At 30.6% G+C, this 22574-nt stretch carries 17 protein-coding genes; 13 read left to right on the forward strand and 4 right to left on the reverse strand.

Annotation, left to right across the window (positions count from 1 at the left end; translation table 11 throughout):
* Nucleotides 1-34: 34 nt before the first annotated feature.
* From PGC14_RS03960 to rfbC, 11 genes are all read left to right on the forward strand, one after another.
* Nucleotides 35-3835 (forward strand): glycosyltransferase, encoded by a 3801-nt coding sequence (locus PGC14_RS03960; RefSeq protein WP_271629572.1) that lies wholly within the window; start codon nt 35-37, stop codon nt 3833-3835.
* 42 nt (nt 3836-3877) lie between these two features.
* The gene (locus tag PGC14_RS03965) at nt 3878-5200 is read left to right on the forward strand and encodes a glycosyltransferase family 4 protein (RefSeq protein ID WP_271629573.1); all 1323 of its coding nucleotides are present in this window, start codon (nt 3878-3880) and stop codon (nt 5198-5200) included.
* Nucleotides 5187-6332 carry an FkbM family methyltransferase gene (locus PGC14_RS03970; protein WP_271629574.1) on the forward strand — a complete coding sequence of 382 codons (1146 nt, stop codon included), beginning with the start codon at nt 5187-5189 and terminating at the stop codon, nt 6330-6332. The genes PGC14_RS03965 and PGC14_RS03970 overlap by 14 nt, the downstream gene beginning before the upstream one ends.
* Before the next feature lie 56 nt (nt 6333-6388).
* The gene (locus tag PGC14_RS03975; protein WP_271629575.1) at nt 6389-7432 is read left to right on the forward strand and encodes a radical SAM protein; all 1044 of its coding nucleotides are present in this window, start codon (nt 6389-6391) and stop codon (nt 7430-7432) included.
* Nucleotides 7433-7436: 4 nt separating this feature from the next.
* Complete coding sequence (locus PGC14_RS03980; protein WP_271629576.1) at nt 7437-8459, forward strand: radical SAM/SPASM domain-containing protein; 1023 nt, start codon at nt 7437-7439, stop codon at nt 8457-8459.
* A gap of 7 nt (nt 8460-8466) precedes the next feature.
* Nucleotides 8467-9483 carry a radical SAM/SPASM domain-containing protein gene (locus PGC14_RS03985; RefSeq protein WP_271629577.1) on the forward strand — a complete coding sequence of 339 codons (1017 nt, stop codon included), beginning with the start codon at nt 8467-8469 and terminating at the stop codon, nt 9481-9483.
* 130 nt (nt 9484-9613) lie between these two features.
* Entirely contained in the window at nt 9614-10630 is a 1017-nt protein-coding gene (locus PGC14_RS03990; RefSeq protein ID WP_271629578.1) for a radical SAM/SPASM domain-containing protein, read from the forward strand.
* Nucleotides 10631-10652: 22 nt separating this feature from the next.
* On the forward strand, nt 10653-11426 hold the full coding sequence (rfbF, locus tag PGC14_RS03995) for a glucose-1-phosphate cytidylyltransferase (protein WP_271629579.1): 774 nt from the start codon (nt 10653-10655) through the stop codon (nt 11424-11426).
* Nucleotides 11427-11450: 24 nt separating this feature from the next.
* Complete coding sequence (gene rfbG, locus PGC14_RS04000; protein ID WP_271629580.1) at nt 11451-12527, forward strand: CDP-glucose 4,6-dehydratase; 1077 nt, start codon at nt 11451-11453, stop codon at nt 12525-12527.
* 6 nt (nt 12528-12533) lie between these two features.
* Nucleotides 12534-13445 (forward strand): NAD-dependent epimerase/dehydratase family protein, encoded by a 912-nt coding sequence (locus tag PGC14_RS04005; RefSeq protein ID WP_271629581.1) that lies wholly within the window; start codon nt 12534-12536, stop codon nt 13443-13445.
* 31 nt (nt 13446-13476) lie between these two features.
* The gene (rfbC, locus tag PGC14_RS04010) at nt 13477-14085 is read left to right on the forward strand and encodes a dTDP-4-dehydrorhamnose 3,5-epimerase (RefSeq protein WP_271629582.1); all 609 of its coding nucleotides are present in this window, start codon (nt 13477-13479) and stop codon (nt 14083-14085) included.
* Between the two features lie 288 nt (nt 14086-14373).
* Here the strand turns inward: rfbC and PGC14_RS04015 are convergent, their stop codons facing one another.
* Genes PGC14_RS04015 through PGC14_RS04030 form a run of 4 tightly spaced genes read right to left on the reverse strand, consistent with a single transcriptional unit; the run spans nt 14374 to nt 20787 of the window.
* Nucleotides 14374-17193, reverse strand: a complete 2820-nt coding sequence (locus PGC14_RS04015) for a DEAD/DEAH box helicase (protein WP_271629583.1) — start codon at nt 17191-17193, stop codon at nt 14374-14376.
* 14 nt (nt 17194-17207) lie between these two features.
* Nucleotides 17208-18422 carry a hypothetical protein gene (locus PGC14_RS04020; protein ID WP_271629584.1) on the reverse strand — a complete coding sequence of 405 codons (1215 nt, stop codon included), beginning with the start codon at nt 18420-18422 and terminating at the stop codon, nt 17208-17210.
* Nucleotides 18419-19144 (reverse strand): OmpA family protein, encoded by a 726-nt coding sequence (locus PGC14_RS04025; RefSeq protein WP_271629585.1) that lies wholly within the window; start codon nt 19142-19144, stop codon nt 18419-18421. The genes PGC14_RS04020 and PGC14_RS04025 overlap by 4 nt, the downstream gene beginning before the upstream one ends.
* A gap of 23 nt (nt 19145-19167) precedes the next feature.
* Entirely contained in the window at nt 19168-20787 is a 1620-nt protein-coding gene (locus PGC14_RS04030) for a MotA/TolQ/ExbB proton channel family protein (RefSeq protein ID WP_271629586.1), read from the reverse strand.
* A 296-nt stretch (nt 20788-21083) separates the two neighbouring features.
* On the opposite strand from PGC14_RS04030, the gene PGC14_RS04035 reads away from it, so the two are divergent.
* Both PGC14_RS04035 and PGC14_RS04040 read left to right on the forward strand, forming a co-directional pair.
* Nucleotides 21084-21731, forward strand: coding sequence for a hypothetical protein (locus PGC14_RS04035; protein ID WP_271629587.1), 648 nt, complete (start codon nt 21084-21086; stop codon nt 21729-21731).
* A 322-nt stretch (nt 21732-22053) separates the two neighbouring features.
* Nucleotides 22054-22572, forward strand: coding sequence for a hypothetical protein (locus tag PGC14_RS04040; RefSeq protein WP_271629588.1), 519 nt, complete (start codon nt 22054-22056; stop codon nt 22570-22572).
* Nucleotides 22573-22574: the final 2 nt, after the last annotated feature.

Raw genomic sequence — 22574 nt, forward strand, 5'->3', positions numbered from 1 at the left:
ATTTTTTGAGTATCGCTTAAATGGAGGAATATATATGGATATTATAAAAGAGGTCAAGAAATTATTATTCAATATTGATAGAGAGATAAATGTGGTAAATTCTTTGAAAGATATAGTTGAATTAATAAAGAAATTCTCTATAAGGGCGGAAGAGATAATTAAAATAGTTCTAACAGAAAAAATAAATGCCAAGGATAAAGTACTGAATGATTTAGCCGTTTATTGTTTTAACGAGGGATTGTATGATTATATTATTCCTTTTTTGAAAGCTTCATATGACATCAATAGTCAACATCTTGACACTTTATACAATTTAGGATATTTCTTAAGCTTATTAGGTGAAAAGAGGTTAGCACTTAGATATTTAGAAAGTGTGGGAGAAAGAGATGAACAAATATTGAATTTGATTAATGAGATTAAATCTTCTATCCAAAAAATTAAAAATGATGTAATGAAATTAATTGAGGAAGGTAAAATAACGGAAGCTGAAAAAATGGCAGAAGAAAGTAAAAATACACTTGAAGATAAAGATGAATATATCATAAAAGGATTAATTGCAATTAAAAGAGGAAATCTTGATGAAGCAGAAAGAATTTTAGAGGAAGGACTTCGAAAAGATGAAAATGATTTTAGTTTAAATTATTATATGGCGCTATTATATAAAATTAAATGCGAATATAAATTGTCCGAGGATTATTATAAAAAGGCTTTAAATAATGCAAAAAATGATAAAGAAAGAGAGCAGGTATATAGGGACTTGCAATATTTGTATTACGATTATGCGACATATTTAAAAAAAAAAGGCATTAAAAGTGATGCAGCTATATACTATGGACTATCGTGCAGATATGCTAAAGATGAAGATTTAAAAAATAAGTTAGAAAATTTATACAGTAACAATAAAACTCTAAGAAATATCTTTGATGTAGCTAAACAAGCTAAAAGAAGAAGATACATAATTCTGTCTTCATGCGGTTGGAGCGGTATTTATCAACGTCCTCATCACATAGCTCGTTCTTTAGCAAAATTTGGTCAGGAAGTGATGTATGTTACTCCAACTATAAAAGCACGTGTTTCTGCTAAAAATCTTACTGTGGATGATTTAGTTAAATATACGTTTGATAACAAAATTGTTGTTGACGGAGTAAATATTTTTGTTCCTATATCGGTTGAATACAATGGGAAAGAAATGATCAACAATTATGTTGAGATAGTCCAAAAACTAATAGATTCGTCAAGAACTGAATCAGAGCCTGTTGTTATTACCTATATGCCTTATCAAGTCAATGTCATAAAGTCTTTAAAGGGTCATTTCATTCATATTTATGAATGCGTGGATGACCATACTGATTTAGAAAATGCATTCTGGGGGACTAAAAAGGATAGCATTTGGGAACAGGAATTAATGGATTTAGCAGATGGAATTACTACTACTTCTCTTGCATTATATCTTGAAAGAGTTGCAATAGAAAAAAGGAAAAATGTTTTTCTTTCTCGAAATGCAGTCAATGAAGAGGATTTTCTTATTGATAACATCCAAGATATTCCAGAAGACCTAAGAAATATTCCTGAACCTAGAATTGTTTATATGGGAGCGATTTATAAGTGGTTTGATAAAGAGCTTTTTTATAACATCATTGAAGCTAATCCTGACAAATCCTTTGTAATTATAGGTTTTGGTGATGAGAAAATTTTAGATAAAAAATTTAATAATCTTTACTTTTTAGGTGCTAAAAAACATAGTGAGCTTAGAAATTATTTGAGATATATGCAAATAGGAATCATTCCTTTTAAGGAGGATGAAAGTATAGTTATTGGCTGTGATCCAATAAAGCAGTATGAATATTTAGCTTGTGGGCTGCCTGTAATTACTACGTATATGCCCGAAACGGCAATAGATAAGCCGTATACTTTTCTTGCTACTACAGCCGAGGAATTCAATAAGGCAATAAAAGAATGTCTTTATTTAAAATGTGAAGAAGAAGTTATAGAGGATTTTCTCGTTGAAAATTCGTGGAATGCAAGAGCAGCATTACTTTGCAGGATAGCTGATAAAGCTATAGTGGAAGAAGAAAGGGAAAGCTTAGAAAAACACATAAAAGAAATGCTTGATAATGTTGTTCAAAAATACAAGTGGCCAATATTCCAAGCTATGAAAGCAGCTTATTTAAATTTAGAGGATGGGAAAAGATTTGAGGAAGCATCAAAAGAAGTTTATAATTTAAAAAAGACTAACTATACTGAAAGACAGTATTTGAAAGCTTTGATTCAAAATCACAATATTGCAGACTTAATGAATGTTATACTTAATTCTTCGTTTGTGAGAGAGGAGTTGAAAGAAGAAATATTATATCTGCAAAAAACTAATAACCTCAAAGGAATATTTGTGATAGGGTCTATATGTATAAATGATATAAAAACAGCACTAAAGTTAATTGGAGAGTTAGATGATGATAATCTCAAAGTTATTTATCATATCTACCTAAAAACTTTATTAGAAGAACCAGTAACTCAAAGTGAACGGAGCCTATTGTTTTCGTTTAATCATGATTCTTATATTTATAAATTTTTAAAAAGGCAAATCAGGAGAGAAGAAATAAAAAATATTTATTTCAATTTTTACAATCAACCATTTATAAGTATAATAATACCTACAAGAAATTCAGCAGATATTGTTGAATACACCTTAAAAACATGTATAGAACAAAATTATGACAATTATGAAATAATAGTAAGTGATAATAGTTCACCAGAAGATGAAGATACAAGAAGAATTGTTGAAGAGCTTAACTGTGAAAAAATAAAGTATTACAGAACTAACGGGAATTTGGCGATGATAGAAAACTATGAATTTGCATACGAAAAAGCAAACGGAGAATACATGATAATTTTAGGTTCTGATGACGGACTTTTATTACATTGTTTGGAAATTTTGCCGAATTTAATCAAACAATTTGATTATCCTCTATCAATTAGTTGGGACGTTGTGGCATATGGATGGCCTAATGTTGCCATAAACAGCATTAGAAATGGACTTTTTATTCCATATCCAACTCAAAAAAGTAACATAAAATACAGTATATATGATGAGTCAGTTTTGAAAGCTGTTTTAAATTTTGAGATGAGATACAGTGTATTACCCATGTTTTACTATAATTCTGTCATTAAAAGAGACTTAGCTGAAAGAATAAAAAAGAAAGTGGGTAAAATATTTTATTGTCCACCTCCTGATGTGTATACAGGAATTGTATTTGCTTATCTGCAGAGGAAATACATATATGTGCATATGCCTATGACAATTGGGGGTTCCTCACATAAAAGTTGTGGGGTAAATTCATTAGTTATAGCTAATAACTTTGGAGTTGAAAATGTGGATAAAAATGATGACGTTGAATTTGAAAACAAAAAGTTATATGAATTCGGATTCAATTATGAGAAATTTAATATACCATACTTTGCTGGAGAGGAAGGATCAGTTCTAATAGCTGCCCTAAAAGCAAAGGAGTTATTTTTTGCAGGTGATAATAATTTTGAAGTAAACGTTAATAACTTTTTTAAAGCCTGCACAAAATATCTTTTCAATGATGAAAATCTGGAGGGAAAGAAAACAATTTTATATGAGTGTATTTTAAGATATGGGGACGAGTCTTTGATTAAATGGTATGAAGATAATTATTTGAACAATAAATATTTTGTCGGATATGAAAATTATTTTAACAGGCCGTTAGTTCCAATGTTTATGGAAAACGGAGGGCTAATTATTGATGCAAGCAAGTTTGGTGTAACAAATGTATATGAAGCCGCTAAGCTTTACAGAAATATAGTCGGTTATTAAAGAATAAATTCTGATAGTTATCTAAAGAGAGATGATATAAAAGTGCTTAAAATATGTCATGTTACTCCTCATATGGGCGGAGGAGTTGGCAGAGTTATTTCAGGGCTGGTGAATTTGACTGATTACAAAATACAACATAAAATAATTGTATTAGAACAACCTCAGAAATGGAATTTTATTAATTCAGCCATTGAAGCAGGGGCTAAAATATCAATATTCCCTGATAGTTCGGAAATAGGAAATTTACTTTCTGAAAGTGATATAGTTGTTATTCACTGGTGGCATCATCCCAAAACATCAAAATTTTTATACAATTTACCTGAAATTCCATTACGCATAATTATATGGACACATATAAATAATTTGACTGTTCCAGCCTTAAATCCGAACTTTCTATTAGAAGCAACAAGGGTTATTTTCTCTACAGAAGCATCTTATGAAGCAAAAATTTTTGAAGGAATTCCTACAGATATTTTAAAAAGAAAGACAGGTGTTGTATATGGATGTCCGGGTTTAGAGGATTTTGTTAATGTTAAAAGAAAAGGCCATGAGGGTTTTAATGTGGGTTATATAGGTTTGATTGATTTTTCTAAGTTGCATCCTGATTTTGTGGAGTTTTGTTCAGCTATTAAATTGGATAAGGCTAAGTTTATTTTAGTTGGTGATGCACCGGCGAAAGAGTATATTGAAAAGAGGGCAGAAGAAAAAGGATTGAAAGATAAGTTTGTGTTTACTGGATATGTAGATGATGTAAAGCCGATGCTTTCAGAAATTGATGTTTTAGGGTGCCCTTTAATGCCATACCATACATGCACTACAGAAAATTCTATTATAGAAGCTATGGCGGCAGGAATTCCACCTGTTCTTCTTAATCAGTTGACAGAAAGGTATATAGTTAAAGATGGTGAAACAGGAATTTTAGTTAATAGTATAGAGGAATATGGACAAGCAATAAGGTATTTATTTGATAATCCAGATAAAAGAAAAGAAATGGGCGAAAGGGCTCGAGAATATGTTTTAAAAAAATATACATTCAGAGGTTTTGTAGAGTCATTTTTTAACAATTGTGAATTAGCTATGAATGAGCCAAAGAAATTTGTTAATTTCAGAAAGCATTTGGGGAAGACTCCTGCTGAATGGTTTATGTCTTGCTTGGGAAAGGATTATGAAGCGTTTAAAATTAGCTATGAAGCGGGAATAAATAATCAGACTGAAGAAATAAAAAGATTAATTAAATCAACGAGTCCCCTGCTAAAACAAAAAAATAAATCTTCAGTATTCCATTATAAAAGAGAATTTCCAAACGATGATTATCTTGCCTTGTGGACAAAAATATTGGGGGAAGAAAACGATGAAAGTTGTTGAAAATAATAGCTTTCAAAGTAAAATAAAAGATTTAATTATGTCATATAACAATAGTGAATACAGAAATAGATTTTTCAATGAAATTATTTCTTCTGATATTTTTATTTATGGAGCGGGAAATGCTGGGAGAATGACATATGAATTATTGCAAAAATTAAATTTGGACATAGTGGGGTTTATGGATAGGAAAGCATCTGTTATAGAGAAATGTATGAATAAACCTGTCTATAATGTTGATGATGAGAGCATAAATAAGGAAAGAGCTTTTATTATTGTTGCTTTTAGATGCAGTTATGATGAATTAAAAAGTGTTATTTTATGGCTTAACAATTTAGGTTATAAGAAAATTTGTTACTATCATGAGATTTACAATTATGTTATTACGAAGGAATTATCTGAAAATAAGTTAAATGGTATCAATGATGTTTTAAAATTATACCAAGAAAAAATATTTGAAGTAGCTTCTTATTTGAGTGATAAAAGAAGTCAGGAATTATTTTACAATTTTATTGAAGCAGTTTTATGCTCAAATTGGAAGAAATTTTCTAAACCGGATACTGATCTTCAGTATTTTGTTAATAATATCATGTTTAAAAAAGGTTATTCAAGATTTGTCGATTGCGGAGCTTATGATGGTGATACTGCTTATATGTTAAATAAGGTTGTGGGGCAATTTGACAAGATAGCTTTATTTGAACCGGATATAGATAATTTTAAAAAATTGTCAGATAAGATAAAAAAATATCCAATAGCCAAAGAACATTTTCTATTTCCTTGTGGTGTTTGGAGAGAAACTGCTTTGGTGAGATTTTCTGCGGGAAGGCAAAGTATTAGTGCAATTTCAGAAGATGGCAATGTTTACATCCAATGCGTAGCATTAGATGATATATTAATAGATTTTGCGCCAACCTTTATAAAGATGGATATTGAAGGAACTGAATATGAAGCTCTCATAGGTGCAGAAAACATAATTAAAGAATATTCTCCTGATTTGGCTATAAGTGTTTATCACAAAATTGAGCATATATGGGAAATTCCTTATTTAATAAAAAAGATTAATCCTGATTATAAACTTTATTTGCGAACTCATGGATTATACGGAATGGAAACAGTCTTATATGCGACTTGTTAGTTTTTTCTTTTAGATTTCATAAGTTGCATTAATAAAGAGAGAGGAAGATGTTAATTATGAAAGCTAAAATTAAACCAAGTTACGATACTAATCGCAAGAAACTTGCTGATATTATTCCATTATCGGCACCATTTACTATTTTCATTGAACCCACTCGGTATTGCAATTTTAAGTGTTTTTATTGTCTTCATAGTACAAAAGATGATAAAAATGGGGCATGGAGGAAGTTAGGGTATAGGATAAAACATATGCAGTTTGAAATGTATGAAAAAATACTATATGATATTAAAGAATTTCCTAAAAGACCTAAGAGGATAGTATTTTCTGGGTTAGGAGAACCGTTAATGAATCCTCAACTTCCGAGGATGATTGCAAAAGCAAAAGAATTGAACATTGCAGACAGATTAGATATTTTAACAAACGCTTCTTTGCTTACACCAGAAATTGCTGATGCTCTTATTGAAGCTGGAGTTACAAGGATACAGATTTCATTGCAAGGACTTGATGCTTTAAAATATAAAGAAGTAGCTAAGGTAGATTTGGATTTTAGCAAGTTCTACGATAATTTAAAGTATTTATATGAACATAAAGGTGACTGTACAATTTTCATAAAAATAATAGATGCACTTTTAGATAGTGAAGAAGACAAGAATAGATTTTATAATTTATTTGGAGATATATGCGACCAAATATATATTGAACATTTGATAACTCTTCAACCACCTATGGGAGACCATAAGGGGTTAGCAGACAATTCACGCAACCTGCATAATGAAGAGGTAAGTTATCGACATGTATGTGCTGTTATATTTTACATGTTACAAATTGATGTTGATGGAAATGTGTATCCATGTCCTGTGAGTGGTCTTCCACAAGAACTGATAATTGGAAATATACATGTAGAAAGTTTAAATAGGATATGGAATGGAGAAAAACGTATCAATTTGATAAGGGAACATCTAAAATTTAATAGAAACAAAATTCCTGGTTGTTCTGAATGTATATCTTGTATTTCAACTGTATCAGATAGGACCGAATATTTAGATGATATCGCTGGGGAACTTTTAAAACGCTTTAATAATTTTACCAAGGAGATGTAATTACATGGGGGCACAAATAAAGCCGATATGTGGTCTTGATAGAGTTAAACTATCTGCGGTTATACCATTGGAAACTCCATTTAGTTTGTATGTTTTTCCGACAACTTTTTGTAATTTTAAATGCATTTACTGTGCACATTCTTTAGGGTTAGAAGAAATGAAAAAGAGGTATAATTTTGAGGCTCAGAGTATGGACATAGAAACATTTAATCTGATTGTAGAACAAGTAAAAAAATTCCCGCAAAAATTGAAACTTTTATCACTCACTGGGCAAGGAGAACCTTTGATTAACAGGAACATTTCGAAGATGGTCGAAATTGCAAAGAAAAATGATATTGCTGAGAGAATTGAAATAATAACAAACGGCTCATTACTAAATAAAGAGGTAGCTAAAAGTTTAATAGAAGCTGGCTTAGATACTATAAGGATTTCTATTCAAGGACTTTCCGCTGAGAAGTATAAAAATATATGTAATTATCAACTAAACTTTGATGAGTTTATTAATAATATAAGGTATTTTTTCGAAAACAAAAAACAATGCAATGTTTTTGTAAAGATAATGGATATAGCATTAGAAGAAGGAGAAAGTGAAAAGTTTTATAATATATTTTCAAAAATAAGCGATAGGATGTATATAGAAAAATGTAAACCAGTTTATGACGGTGTTGAATACCCGGAAGAAGCTTATAGTTCTACCGACCGTTATGGTAGAGCTCACATAAGAAGAGATGTGTGTCCGTTACCATTTTATATGTTAGCGATTTTCCCCAATGGCGATGTTGTGCCATGTGATTCTATCTATAAGCCTATTGTATTGGGAAATGTTCATAGTGATACTTTATTTGATATATGGAACAGCAATAAATTGAAAGAATTCTGGTTAATGCAATTGAAAAAAATGAGATATAGAAACGAAAAATGTGCTAAGTGTTGTGCACCAGATGATGTTGCACATCCTGAAGATGAGTTGGATTCAGAAGCAGAGAATATATTGAAGAGATTAACAGATTCTGATTGTAGGAGGTGATTTTTAAATGAAAGCTAAATTGCTTGAAGGGGTTGCTCCAGGAGGGGAGCGAAAGATTTTAGCTAAATCTTTGCCGCTTAATACGCCTTTTGTGGTTCAGATTTTTCCAGTGTATGCATGTAACTTTAAATGCAGTTATTGTATGCATGCAATTCCAAAAGATAAACGTGGGTATATTTCTGAAAATGTTTTTATGAATATGGATGTTTATAAAAAAATTATAGATGATATAACTCATTTTAATAATAGATTGAAAGTGCTTAGATTTGTAGGTCTTGGAGAACCATTGTTACATAGAAACATTGCTGAAATGGTAAGGTATGCTAAAGAAAGAAATATTGCTGAAAATGTTGAAATAATAACGAATGGCTTGCTCCTTAACAAGAAATTATCTATTTCTTTAATAGAGGCTGGGCTTGACAAACTAAGAGTTTCTATTCAGGGAATTTCTGCAGAGAAATACAAAAATATAGCAGGCGTTGATATTGATTTTGAATTATTGTTAGATAATTTGAGATTTTTCTATGAAAACAGAGGTAATACCAAAGTCTATATTAAGGTAATTGATTGTGCATTGGAAAATGAGAATGAAGAAAATAATTTTTTTGAAATATTTGGTGATATATGCGATTTTATTGCCATTGAACATTTAGTCCCTATAGTAGAACAAATAGATTATAACAAGCTATCAAAAGGAAAACCTTTTAATCTGACAGCGAATGGAACATCTGTTTTAGATGTAAAAATATGTCCTCAACCTTTTTACATGATGGAAATTAATCCAGATGGTAATGTTTTTCCTTGTTGTTCAGTGCCATATCCAATTAGTGTAGGCAACGTATTAGAAGAGTCAGTTGTTGATATTTGGAATGGCCCAAAATTTACAACGTTCAGAAGAAGAATGTTAGAAGGGGTTCAGCATGCAAGCTATATATGTTCGAAATGTAAGAGTTATAAATATAGAATTTTTAAAGAAGATGTACTTGACGATTATGCAGAACAATTAAAAAAGTTGTATGAATAGATCAACAAATGCCAAAATATCATAAATCTAATAATATTGTCAAACACATAAATAAATTAGCCGTTTTAAACAGAAACATGATAAAATGCAAAAAATATTTGAATGTAAAAATAAAAGAAGGTGACTTTTATTGAAGGCTAAGATACTCGAAGGAACTACGCCGGGAGGAAAGAGGACAGTCTTAGCAAAATCATTGCCACTTGATACCCCTTTTTTAGTTCAGATATTTTCGATTTATGCTTGTAATCTTAGATGCAGTTATTGTATTTATTCCATTCCGAAGAGTCAGCATGGTTATATTTCAAGTAAAATAGCCATGGATATGGATATTTATAAGAAATGCATAGATGAAATAGCAGATTTTCCTAATAAATTAAAAATGCTTAGATTCGCTGGTATAGGAGAACCATTGCTTCACAAAGATATTGTTGAAATGGTTAGATATGCTAAGATGAAAAATATTGCTGAGAGTGTTGATATAGTTACAAATGGATTGCTGCTTAATCAGGAGTTGTCTTTGTCTTTAATAGATGCAGGGCTTGACAGACTGAGAGTTTCTGTTCAAGGGCTTTCTAAAGAAAAATATAAAAGCCTATCAGGGATAGATATTGATTTTGATCTGTTTATAAAAAATCTAAAGTTTTTTTATAAAAACAGGGGCAATACAAAAGTTTATATTAAGATTATTGATTGTGCGTTAGAAAGTAGAGAAGAAGAAAGAAAGTTTTTTGAAATTTTTGGTGATATATGTGATTTCATTGCTATTGAACATTTAACTCCTGCTGTAGAAGGAATAGATTATGCTAAGTTAGCAGGTAAAAAATCTTTAGATATGACCCAAAATGGGACTCCTATTTTAGAAGCTAACATTTGTCCACAACCTTTTTACATGATGCAAATTAACCCAGATGGTAATGTGGTTCCCTGCTGTTCTTTCTCGTATCCGACTATTGTGGGTAATGCAACAGAAGAATCGATCGTAGATATTTGGAATAGTTCAAAATTTAGAGCATTTAGAAGAAGTATGTTGAATGGAGTTAAAAATGCAAGCAGTGTATGCTCAAAATGTAAAACATATAAGTATGGAATTTATGAGGAAGATGTACTTGATGATTATGCAGAACAGTTGAAAAAGTTATTTGAATAGCATGAAAGGGTGAAAAGAGAAAATGAAAGCAGTGATTTTGGCAGGGGGATTTGGAACAAGGCTTAGTGAAGAAACCATTAGTAAACCTAAACCCATGGTTGAAATAGGTGATAAGCCTATTTTATGGCATATACTTAATATATACTCTTATTGGGGAATCAATGAATTTATTATATGTTTGGGTTATAAAGGTTATATGATAAAAGAATACTTTGTAAACTATCATTTACATAATTGTGATATTACAGTTGATATAAAAAGTGGGGAAATTTACTACCACAATAATTTCAATCAAGATTGGAAAGTTACATTAGTAGATACAGGACTAAATACTATGACTGGAGGAAGAATTAAGAGAATTCAAAAATATGTAAACAATGAAACTTTCATGTTGACCTATGGAGATGCAGTGGCAGATATAAATATCAATGAGCTTTATAAATCACACATAAAATCAAATAAAATAGCTACAGTTACAGCAGTTCGACCTCCAGGGAGATTTGGAACGTTAATAATTGACGATGAAAACAATGTGATTGAGTTTATTGAAAAACCGGCAGGGGATAGAGCGTGGATTAATGGAGGATTTTTTGTTTTAGAACCAGAGATTTTTAATTATATTAAAGATGACACTACAATTTTCGAAAGGGAACCATTAGAAAGATTGGCCAAAGAAAATCAGTTAAATGCGTATAAACATTATGGGTTTTGGAAAGCAATGGATACATTAAGAGACAAAATTGAGTTAGAAAATTTATGGAATAGCGGAATTGCTCCATGGAAGTTGTGGGATTAAGTATTTTCGTTGGGGGAACTTAAAATGAACTTTTTAAATAGTTTCTCTAAAAAAAGAGTATTAATTACTGGTCATACTGGGTTTAAAGGTTCTTGGCTTACTATGTGGTTACTGAAATATGGTGCAGAGATAGTTGGTTATTCGTTGAAGCCTTCTACGACACCAAGTTTATTTGAAATTTGCCAATTAAGGGACAAGATTATTAATATTGAGGGTGATATAAGAGATTATGAAACTCTTTATAATGTTTTTAAGCAGTATAAACCAGAGATAGTGTTCCATTTAGCAGCCCAACCACTTGTAAAAAGGTCATATGTGGAGCCTATTTATACTTATGAGACCAATATCATGGGGACAGTAAATATATTAGAAGCTTCAAGATTTACAGAAAGTGTAAAAGTTATAGTTGTAGTAACATCTGATAAATGTTACGAAAATAAAGAGTGGGTTTATGCTTACAGAGAGACTGACTCATTGGGGGGAGTAGATCCATATAGTTCAAGCAAGGCATGTGCAGAGTTGATAGTTTCAGCATACCGAGCAAGTTATTTTAGGAAAAATAAAGTAGGTGTCGCTTCAGTAAGAGCAGGCAATGTTATAGGAGGAGGAGACTGGGCTGAAGACAGGCTTATGCCCGACATCATTAGGGCGATAATGCATAATAAGCCTCTTCAGATAAGGAACCCTAATGCAACGAGACCTTGGCAATTTGTGTTAGAGCCATTACTTGGATATTTAAAATTGGCGCATCTGTTGCAAAAAGAACCAGAAAAGTATAGTGAAGCGTGGAATTTTGGCCCTTTAAGTTTTATGTTACTCAAAGTTATAGATATTGTGGAGGAAGTAAAAAAATATTGGAATAATTTAGAAGTGAAGATTGAAAAAGAAAATAGTTTTCAAGAGGCAAATGTTTTGAAATTAGATATCAGTAAGTCAATTGAAAAACTGAACTGGTATCCTGTTTATGATATATATACATCCATTAAAGAAACTATTGAATGGTACAAAGCTTTTTATTTCAAAGAAACTGAAGATATGTTTGAATATTCTCTGACCCAAATAAAAAGATATGAAGAATATGCTAAAAAATATTTGGAGTGATATTGTGTGTGGTACAAAAAAGTTCTTATTACAGGAATAACGGGATATATAGGTTCTAATATAGCAAGGTATATAATCAATAATATGGCATGCCGAGTTATAGGAATAAAAAGGAAGACAAGTAATATGGATTATGTTAGAGATATAGAAGACAAGATTAAATTATACCAAATTGGAGATTCGTTTAAAGAAATTGACGAAATTCTATCAACTGAAAAACCAGATATAATTTTTCATTTAGCAGCACGATTTCTTCACAACCATACCCCAGATGATATAGATGATTTGATTAATAGTAATATAAAGTTTGGAGTGTATATTTTAGAGTCAATGGTAAAAAATAAAGTAAAGTATTTAATTAACACAGGAACTTCATGGCTGCATTACAATAATGAAGAATATAATCCTGTAAATTTGTATGCAGCAACTAAAAAGGCTTTTCAGGATATTTTGAAGTTTTATACAGAAACCCATAATTTAAATGTAATTACATTGGAATTGACGGATACATACGGTCCAGGAGACAGGAGGAAGAAAATTATAAATTTGTTAAGAGAAGCATATTTAAGTGGTAAAGTTTTGGACATGTCACCAGGGAAACAGGTAATGAACTTCGTATATATTGATGATGTTGTATTGGCGTATTTACATGCTGCAGAAATTATTTATAAACAAAATTTAAAAAACGAGTGCTTTGGTGTTGTATCCAATGAAAACTATACTTTACAAGAAGTGGTTGGAATAATAAATGAAATTACAGGAGATAGATTAAAAGTTAGATGGGGGGCTTTACCATATAGAGAAAGGGAGTTTTTTTCTCCTTGGATGAATTACAAAATTTTGCCTGGTTGGCAACCAAGAGTAAAGTTAAGAGATGGGCTGAAAATTCTTTTTAGTAAAGAGCTTCAAAAACTTTAATACTTATTATATTATCTGGAGGGTATGTTGGATGTTCAAAGAAGTAAATAAGTCGATAATTCCTGGTTGTTTTGAATTTATCCCTGATATAAAAGAAGACCAACGTGGTATGTTTGTAAAAATTTATAATACTGATTTTTATAGTAGCATATTGCTTAACACAAGTATAAAAGAAAGCTACTTTACTATTTCTCACAAAAATGTAATAAGGGGTTTACATTTTCAATTACCACCTTATGAAGTAGCTAAAATTGTATGTTGTGTTGAGGGAGAGATAATGGATGTTGTTGTAGACTTAAGAGAGGGTTCTCCAACCTATGGTAAGTATGATATTTTTTATCTAAGCGCAGAAAAATCTAATATTTTATATATCCCCGAGGGATTAGCACATGGTTACTGTGTTTTGAGTGAAAAGGCAATAGTAGTTTATAATGTTACAAATGTATATTCAAAAGAACATGATACTGGAATAAGATGGGATAGTGTAGGAATTCCTTGGCCAGTTGATAATCCTATACTTTCAGAAAAGGACAAAAATTTACCAGAGTTTAAATATTTCCATACTCCTTTTAAGTATAAGGGTTATGTAAATATAAATGTTGAGAATTTAATGGATAAAATTATTGGGAATAAAATTTAGGAAGAATTATTTATGTGTGGGATGGAGTAAACTTGTATGGCTTAATGTTAGAGATACTACTAATAAATTAAGGATAGAATAATTCATTCCAGAGCCTTCCAAAGATTGGAAGTAAGACAAAAGTTTCTGTGTCAGCAAATGGTGACCATTACAGAGAACAAAATTAAGCCATACTCTTGTAGTTCAACAAATTTCACGCTCAATTGCGAAAGCTTTTCTTTGAATGGTGTAAACCAAAAGAATTTATATAATTAAAACAGAACAACTAATCGAACTCAATGCCTAACGTTAACACTTAGCCTCAACGAAACTATCCAAATCTAATACCTCTTCTAATTCTTCAAGTGATATTTCAAATTTGTTTGGAACAATTACTTCTTTGAATAATTCTTTTTTAGCTTGAAGTAGGTCATGTATGTGCTCGTCGATTGTCTTTTTGACCAAGTCAGGAGCAGTTGTAATTAAGTAGTAAACGTAGACATCTTTTTGCTGACCAATTCTATAAACTCTGTCTGTTGCTTGGTCTTCCTTTGCAGGATTCCATTCTCGAGTATAGTGTATCACATGGTTTGCAGAGGTAATATTGAGCCCTATGCCGCCAACCTGTGTGTTGAGGATTAAAACATTAAATCCTGCTGATTGGTTAAAATTGTCAATCATTTGTTTGCGGCGAGAACTGTCCCGTATCTCACCGTTCAAGATGTTGACAAACAAACCATATCTTTGTTGGATTATAGATGAAAGCATTGCTTGGACAGGTTTGAACTTTGTGAAAATCAAAACTTTTTCATCTTTTTGCTTTATTTCATCAAGTATTTCAATTAGTTTTTTCACCTTTGCGCACTCTTTGACCACTTTGTTGATATTCTTCTTGTGTATATCGTCGATTGATATTTCTGGAAAATCACATACGTATATTAGCTTATAAAGAGTATCAAGAAGAATCTGCTTTTTATTTTCGGATTTTTTGAAATCAGCTATAATTTTACTGTATAGCAGCTTTTGATAGTCTGTCATTTCGATACGGTGAGAAATTACGAATTTTTTCGGAAGTCCATGAAGATTTTTATCCTTTGTTCGCCTGAGATAATAAGGTTTAATTATTGACAAAAGTTCCTCTATTAACTTTTCAGAATCATTACTATCTGAATTAACAATTGGATCTTCAAATCTTTCTTTGAAATTATGATAACAGTCCAATAAACCTGGTTGAACGAAATCCATAATGCACCAAAACTCGCTTAGTCCATTTTCAAGTGGTGTGCCTGTCAAAGCTACTCTTGTTTTTGCTTTGAGTGCTTTTGCGGCTTTTGTTCTGTAAGCATCAGGATTTTTTATGTATTGAGCTTCATCGCACACAACAATTTTCCAATCTATCTTACCAAGAATGATCTGGTCTCTCACAAGCGTGTCGTATGTTGTTATAACAATGTCGTTTTTTGCAATTTCTTCTGGTTTTCTAAGTCTATTATTATTGTGGTGAATGTAAAGATTGTTTTTCAGCAACGGAGCAAATTTCTCTATTTCGTCAGACCAGTTTTTTATTAATGTATTGGGCACAATGATTAGCGATGGTTTCAATTCTTCAATTTCCTTTAAATATGCCAAAAAAGCAATGACTTGAAATGTTTTTCCTAAGCCCATTTCGTCAGCAAGTATCCCGCCAATTGAGTTTTTGTACAGTGTTTTAAGCCAATTGATACCTTCCTTTTGAAATTCTTTAATCTCAATATTTTCACTGATGAATTTTGGTCTGGTGAATTCTAATTCTTCTTTTGTGAATTGGAGTTTAAAATTAATAGCTGTTTCACTGTACTCAAGCTGAGTTATGTTATCAAATATCTCTAATACGAATTTAATTTCACTTTCTGGTATTTTAAAACCTGTTTCTTCATATGCGCTTTTTATTTCCTCAATCTTTGTTTTGAAATTTTTAATATCATTGTAATTATTTCTGACCCATTTATCGCCTATTTTTACGTATTCATCATTTGATGACTCTAAAATAGGTAAGATTTCATCAATTTGGGCATCTTCGGAATATTGGTTGTCGGATGATTCAAACTTAATTTCTCCTACTAAGTCAAATAAACCTGTTTTTGTGTCTTTATTTAGCTTTATAATTGGCTTTATATGATAAACTTTTATACCAATTTCTTTAACCCTTTTACTGAATTCGTCTATATCTATCCAGTCGGGCAAAAACAAATTGGGGGTTTCAATCAGTTTTGGAATTTCGGGTCCTTTGAATTTGGGAAGCCTTTTTATGGTATTGAACTTTTCCACAGCATTATTACTGGAAAAGATTCTAATTCTTCGATACCCAATTGGAATTGTTTTGACTTTTTCAAGATATTCATCTTTGCTATGGAAAATTTGATTAATTTCTTGTGTTTTTTCACTTTGGTGAATAATAACAGGTTCAATTGCAATTTCGTCTTTGTTCGGTGTTTTGATTACATAATCAACTTCATCTACATACAAGTATTCCTCGTTTTTTAAGTAATCTTCGAGAATAACATTTTCAGACTTTGCTTTGGACTGCAGTAGACTTATATATTCTGCCAACTTTTCCTTTGATTTTTCTTGATTGATTTTATTTACAATAGGAATCAAATCAAATATATATTTTTCTATTAGATATGCCTTGTTATCGAAAAACAAAACATTTTCTATAATATGATATTTGTTGATTTTTTTGCCACTACGAAGATATAAATCATATTTAAGCCTAAAATCAGCAGAAGTGAAAATGCCTTCAGACCATATCTTTATTTTTAAATCATTGATGTCTTTAGGAAGATTGATTTGTATTCTATCCTGATTGTCTATTTTATATAAACTGTCATATGAAATGATATATGTATTTTCTTTATATGGCTGAATTATTTCGTCATTCCATAATTGTTGCAGAACTATCAATTTCTGATGAGAATCACTTGTTAATCTTTTCAGATATTTTTTTAAAATAAAGTTTTTCTCGAAAGGCAATGATATATTTACACTTTTTTTGTTTGTTAGGTTTAAAAAGATATTTACAAGAATTCCGTCTTTACAATATTCTAATCCTACTGATATTGATTTTTTGAAAAAACTTGAGAAAAACATAATTTTCATCACCTTTATCCGATGTTTTCATATTGTCGTAAGCACAAAAATGTATTATATTTCCAATTTGTTCGGTGAATAATTCTGAATAAGCAGTTGTTTTTATCTTTAAAAAAATCGTTAGACCTATTTAAATTCATATATACTTCATATGCGCTTTTGAAATAATCTTTAGAATATGCATAGATTGCATTTCCCACGTTACCGAATTCTATTACCACGATGTTTTTGAAGTACATAAAAACTCTGTAATTTTGTCTATCAGGATATACATATTCCATATACTTAATAAATCGTTTCCAAAAACTAAATCTCTCGTTGTCATCACTGAAGAAAAGCAAAAGTTTTTGTTCATTTAACCACATTAACAGTTTTTGCTTTACATTTTCATCTAACAAATTCCAAAACAAGTTCACCTTGGGCTTGTTAGGTTCGCCAAACCTATCAACTAAGATTTCAAGTATCTGTCTGTCGCAGTGTTCTATATCCAAGACAGTAAGGTAATGATTGTAAAACTGTGCTAATTTTTCTATCGAATTTGTTTTCTCAAGCATGTCACAGATGTATTTTATGTTGTTTGTATCACTAAAAAAGTGTGTGGATTTTGCAGTTATGGCAATATTCCAACATAAGTCTGTAAATAAAGGCTTGTCATCTTTGATATAAAATCTTTCTTTTATGCTAACAAGTGAAATATTTTCTTTTATTATAAATTCAACAAATTTGTTTATTTCGGCTCCGCTGTCAATCCACTGTTTTATAAAAAAGAATTCACGTTCACTTATCCCTATTAGCTTATTTAGGTGGTCAAATTTTTTAAAGTAGAATTTTAAAGCATAAATTATAGCAGGTTCACTATACAATGTCTGGAAAGTGGACCACAATTGTTTAAAAAGCGATATCTTAGGGTTAAGCCATGTCAGCTTTATTATGTTGATTCTTGCAGTATGTTCAATTTTGTCATAATTCGAAGATAAGTAAGATAAGAGAAGGCGAACATGCCTGAGTTTAATTTTATATGAAAATTCTAACAGATCATAGTCCGATGTAATTTTACTCAGTGCTTCAATGAGATTATTCACCTCTGACGAAAAATTTTTATCAAATTCAAATATCGCTGGATTTTCTATTTCACCCAAAACTTTTTCTATGGTTGCTTCCATATTTCTTCTTGCAATGCTTAATTTAAAAGGGTAGAAGTCAAGTGTTGGTATATTTATTTTTTTCATTTTGATGCACCCTTTAGGATTTGTTCCATTTGTCTGACCATTTCTTCCTCTTTGAGTCTGAATTTGAACTCAACACGTCTTGAAGCATCTTGATCGACCTTGCCGTTTTTATATATCAATTGACTGAATGAACGACCATTTGATGTTATGTATTTTTTGAGCAACTGTTTCTGGGGAAAATCAGGAAACTGGTTACTTAGAATGTATTTCACTACTTCAAAAGCTCTTTTTTGCGATAATTCAAGGTTATATAGGTAATCACCTCTGTTATCTGTGTGACCTTCAATTATAATTTGCGATATATTGTCTTTATTTTGTGGTGATAATAAAATTCCAATATATTTGGGAATGAACTGCTGCAAGAATTTCTTTCCATTTTGTGTAAGGTTGTAGCTGTTATATTCAAATAGCACACTTTCGGAAAATGTAATTGCGCCTGTTTGAGGGTCTATTTTTAGCGAGAGTTTAGAATTTTTGAATTCCTTAATTAAATCCTCTACAATTTTTTTTCTTATTCCCACAATTGATTCTAATTTTTGTTCTGTTTTTTTGAGATTTTCAGTTAATTTTTCCCTTTCTTTTATTTTGGCTTGCAGTATTTCTGAATAGGAAAATATCAAGAGCATGAGTAACAGGATGAACATCAAAATCAAGGCAGCCATCATATCTGAGTATGACATCCAATAATCATGAGGTTTTTCATGGTCTTCAAAATCCTGCATTTGTTATCCCTCCGATTTTCTTGTTAATTCTTTTTTGAAAGTGTTTCTATAGCTACTAACGTCTTGTTGAAACTATCGTAGAAGTTTTTCAGTGACCTATCTAAATCCTCGACCATATCATGCATAGAACTTAATAGGCGAAACAGATAATTTGTAATATTTTCTAATTCCGAATCGATATAATTTAGTCCCGTTTTTAATCCGTCATTTACTCTTTGCATAAAATCTTGAGATGATGCGGTTATTGCGTCGCTTATATATGTCAATGAGGCGCTTATGTCTTTTATTGTATTTTCTACTTTGTTTACAGAGTCCAGGAAGTTTGATATTTTCATACTGATTTCTTCATCTGTATTTTCAATCTTTTCAACAAGTTTGTAATACTCTTCTTTGATCTTCTCTAATTCTATACTGAGCATTTCTAGTTGCTTTTCAAAAGTATCTTGGACTTTTACTATAAAATCGAGATTTTCTGAGGCTTTGTTGTTTACCTCTTCAATTACCTTAAGATTCGAAGTTAAACTATTCAGAATATCTGTAAAAACTGTGCTGATTTTTACTTGATTTTGTGTTGTTTCAATGACAGACTTTATGAAGTCATCTAAAGACTGTTTTAGAGTAAGCTGCCAGGTGCAAATATTATCAATTGTGGCGGCAAGTTCTTGAAATTTATAACTCAAAGCACCAGACATCTCATTTACAAATTTATCAACAATTTTGGAAATTCCCTCAACTTGAGTTTGAGACGCCACGTTTGAGAAGTTTTCAATCACGCTTGCAATATTGTTAATCGCAGGCTCAATGGTTGATTTATAGAGTTCATCATTGTAAGAAAAAAGCTGAGGTAGAATTTCATTGTTTATCTTATCTGTTAATACCTTCGAAAGTTCTGTTGATATATCAGTTGCTATCGTTTTCAATAATGATGTTTGAGTTTCCAACAAATCATGTATTTCTTTTATGTAATTCTTATTTTCTTCTCCCGCTATATCTTTGATTACCTGCTGAAATTGGTGTATGATCCTGACTCGTGAGGTTAAAAGTATTCTATCTGTTAACGTCCAGACTAGAGAGAAAAATATGCCTACAATTGATGTATAAAAAGCTAGTTTCAAACCAATCATTAGATTTTCTATACTGCTTTTCATAGCCTCACCGGTTGCAATGTTAATATCACTTAATCCTTTTCCAAGTCCAACAAATGTTCCTAAGATACCAAGACCTGTTAGCAATCCAGGTGTTGCTTCGGCTAACCTTCTGTTTGTAAGAGCATCGATTAAATTTGCTTTGTTAAAGTGCTTATCAATCTTTTCTTCTGGATTGAATTTAGAATTTTCTCTATATTTTTTCCAGAGAGAAATTATTATGTCCTCGTTACATGAATCTATTATTTTGTCAACGTCATCTAACGATAGTTCTGCGTTGTTTGCATTAACTGTTATCTTGTTAGTAATTTCCTTTAGTTTTTTACAAACGAAATTTACTTTTATCCATTTGTGTGATTCCACTTTGTATGTAAAAATAAAGTTTGAAACAACAAACAACCCAATAGCTACAACAATTATAAAAAAGCACCATGTATCAGTAGAAATAGAAAAAAACAAACTCAAGATTATATCGAATATCATTTGTGAAGTATCCATAGAAAAGTTTCCTCCTTTATAGTCATTGGACCATAGCCTTGGTTTGTTTGTGAAAATTTAGTTTTTAGAGATTAATACGTATTGTATGTTTAAAAATATTTTACCACAAGGCGAATCAAATGTAATACTCAGAGTTTAAAATTTTCTATTTCTCATCTTAGAACATACGTAAAATTTTTTCTAAACTTTGTCAATATATAGCAAAAAGGCAAAAGCCGTTTGAAAAAAGTAATAGACAGGAAAATTGATTAGGAAAATATCAAAAATTAAAAATTGACTTTGGCGAGGTGGTTTATATGAGCAAAAATGCTATAGAAACGTTTGTAGCAGACCTCTGGGAAAAGATATTTTCTTATCTAAGCAGAGTTTCAATATTCTACTGGCTCAGAAAAGTAACAAAAAATACAAGTTATTTTTTTGTTGATGCATGGGTATTAGGAAATTTATTTCTATCATTTTTGGCTGTTATACTAACCTACTACATAAATATCCGCTTTAAATTTTTATTTTGGATAATTTTAACTTATGGTATTTTGAGAGTTTTCGAAATAATAATATACCAGCTCAATGTATTATTTTTTGATAGAATAAGGGCGCAGAAGAAAAATCAAGATTATTCTATAAAATCAGCAACCAGAATGGTTATATTACTACTTCACAATTTTGCTGAAATAATGTTTTGGTATTCGTCTATGATGATTTGTATTTTAAAGCTTGAAGGAAACTTCTCTCAACAAAGTACTGTTTGGGATTATATAAGATCAAATATTTTAAATGTGGCAACATTTAATAGCAATGAAATAGAGAAAATAGTAAATAAAACAAATTCAAATATAGCTAATCTAATATTTTTTGAAAATATTACAGGCTTATTTATGACATTATTGTGCTTGGCAAGATTTATCAATCTAGTACCAACAGTTAAGAGTAAAGATGAGATGTAAGATATAGTTATAGCTACAAAATTTGAGTATTTTCCTCAAAGCAACCAAACATCATTCATTTTTTTAACAATGACGATCATATCAATGAAGTGTATGAGCTGCAGATGAAGAAAATATTAAAGCTTAAGAACAAATAAGTTCTAATTGAATGATTAGAAAAGAAGTTTTTGGGTATAATAAAATACGGAAAGGGATAATATCTAAATGCCTCTCAACAAACCAAAATAAATTTTAGTTGACGTTTTGCTATCTTTATGCATATAATTGAATAGTATTTGTTTAATATACGCGATTATTTACCAATTTAAGAAGGTGATAAGTAATGGAAGCAAATTTTAATTTTTCTAATGATATAATTTATCGTTTGGAGCAGCTTAAAAAAAGTAATAATAAAAAATTTTCCAAGTTAATTGAGTTTTTGAAGATTTATTTTGAAATGATTTATTTTGTTCAGAAAACTCCTATGGTATCAGAAGAAGAAAAGAAACTGTTTAGAGAATGGTTTGAAGAAAAAGGTAAGGACTACTTATTGAGTTTAGTAGATTTAGTTGAAACATATGGAGCATTTCTGCCTAATTTTGAAGCAGTAGTTGATTATTATATATTTTATTTAAAAGATGCATATGAGAACAATGATATTGTAGAAATAATTGACTGGCTATATGGAATATTAAAGAGTCTAAATGATAGGCTTTTAGAAAGATTTGATTTCAATTTAAAGTCTGAAATAAACTTCATCTCTTATGAGGGATTTGCAGAAATTAGTGACCATAAGATTGTAAAAACCTGCGGTACAGACGCAGGTTTTTATTTATATTGTAATTACAATTTATGGGAGTGAAA

The organism is Caldicellulosiruptor sp. DIB 104C (assembly GCF_028198085.1).
GTDB lineage: Bacteria > Bacillota > Thermoanaerobacteria > Caldicellulosiruptorales > Caldicellulosiruptoraceae > Caldicellulosiruptor > Caldicellulosiruptor saccharolyticus.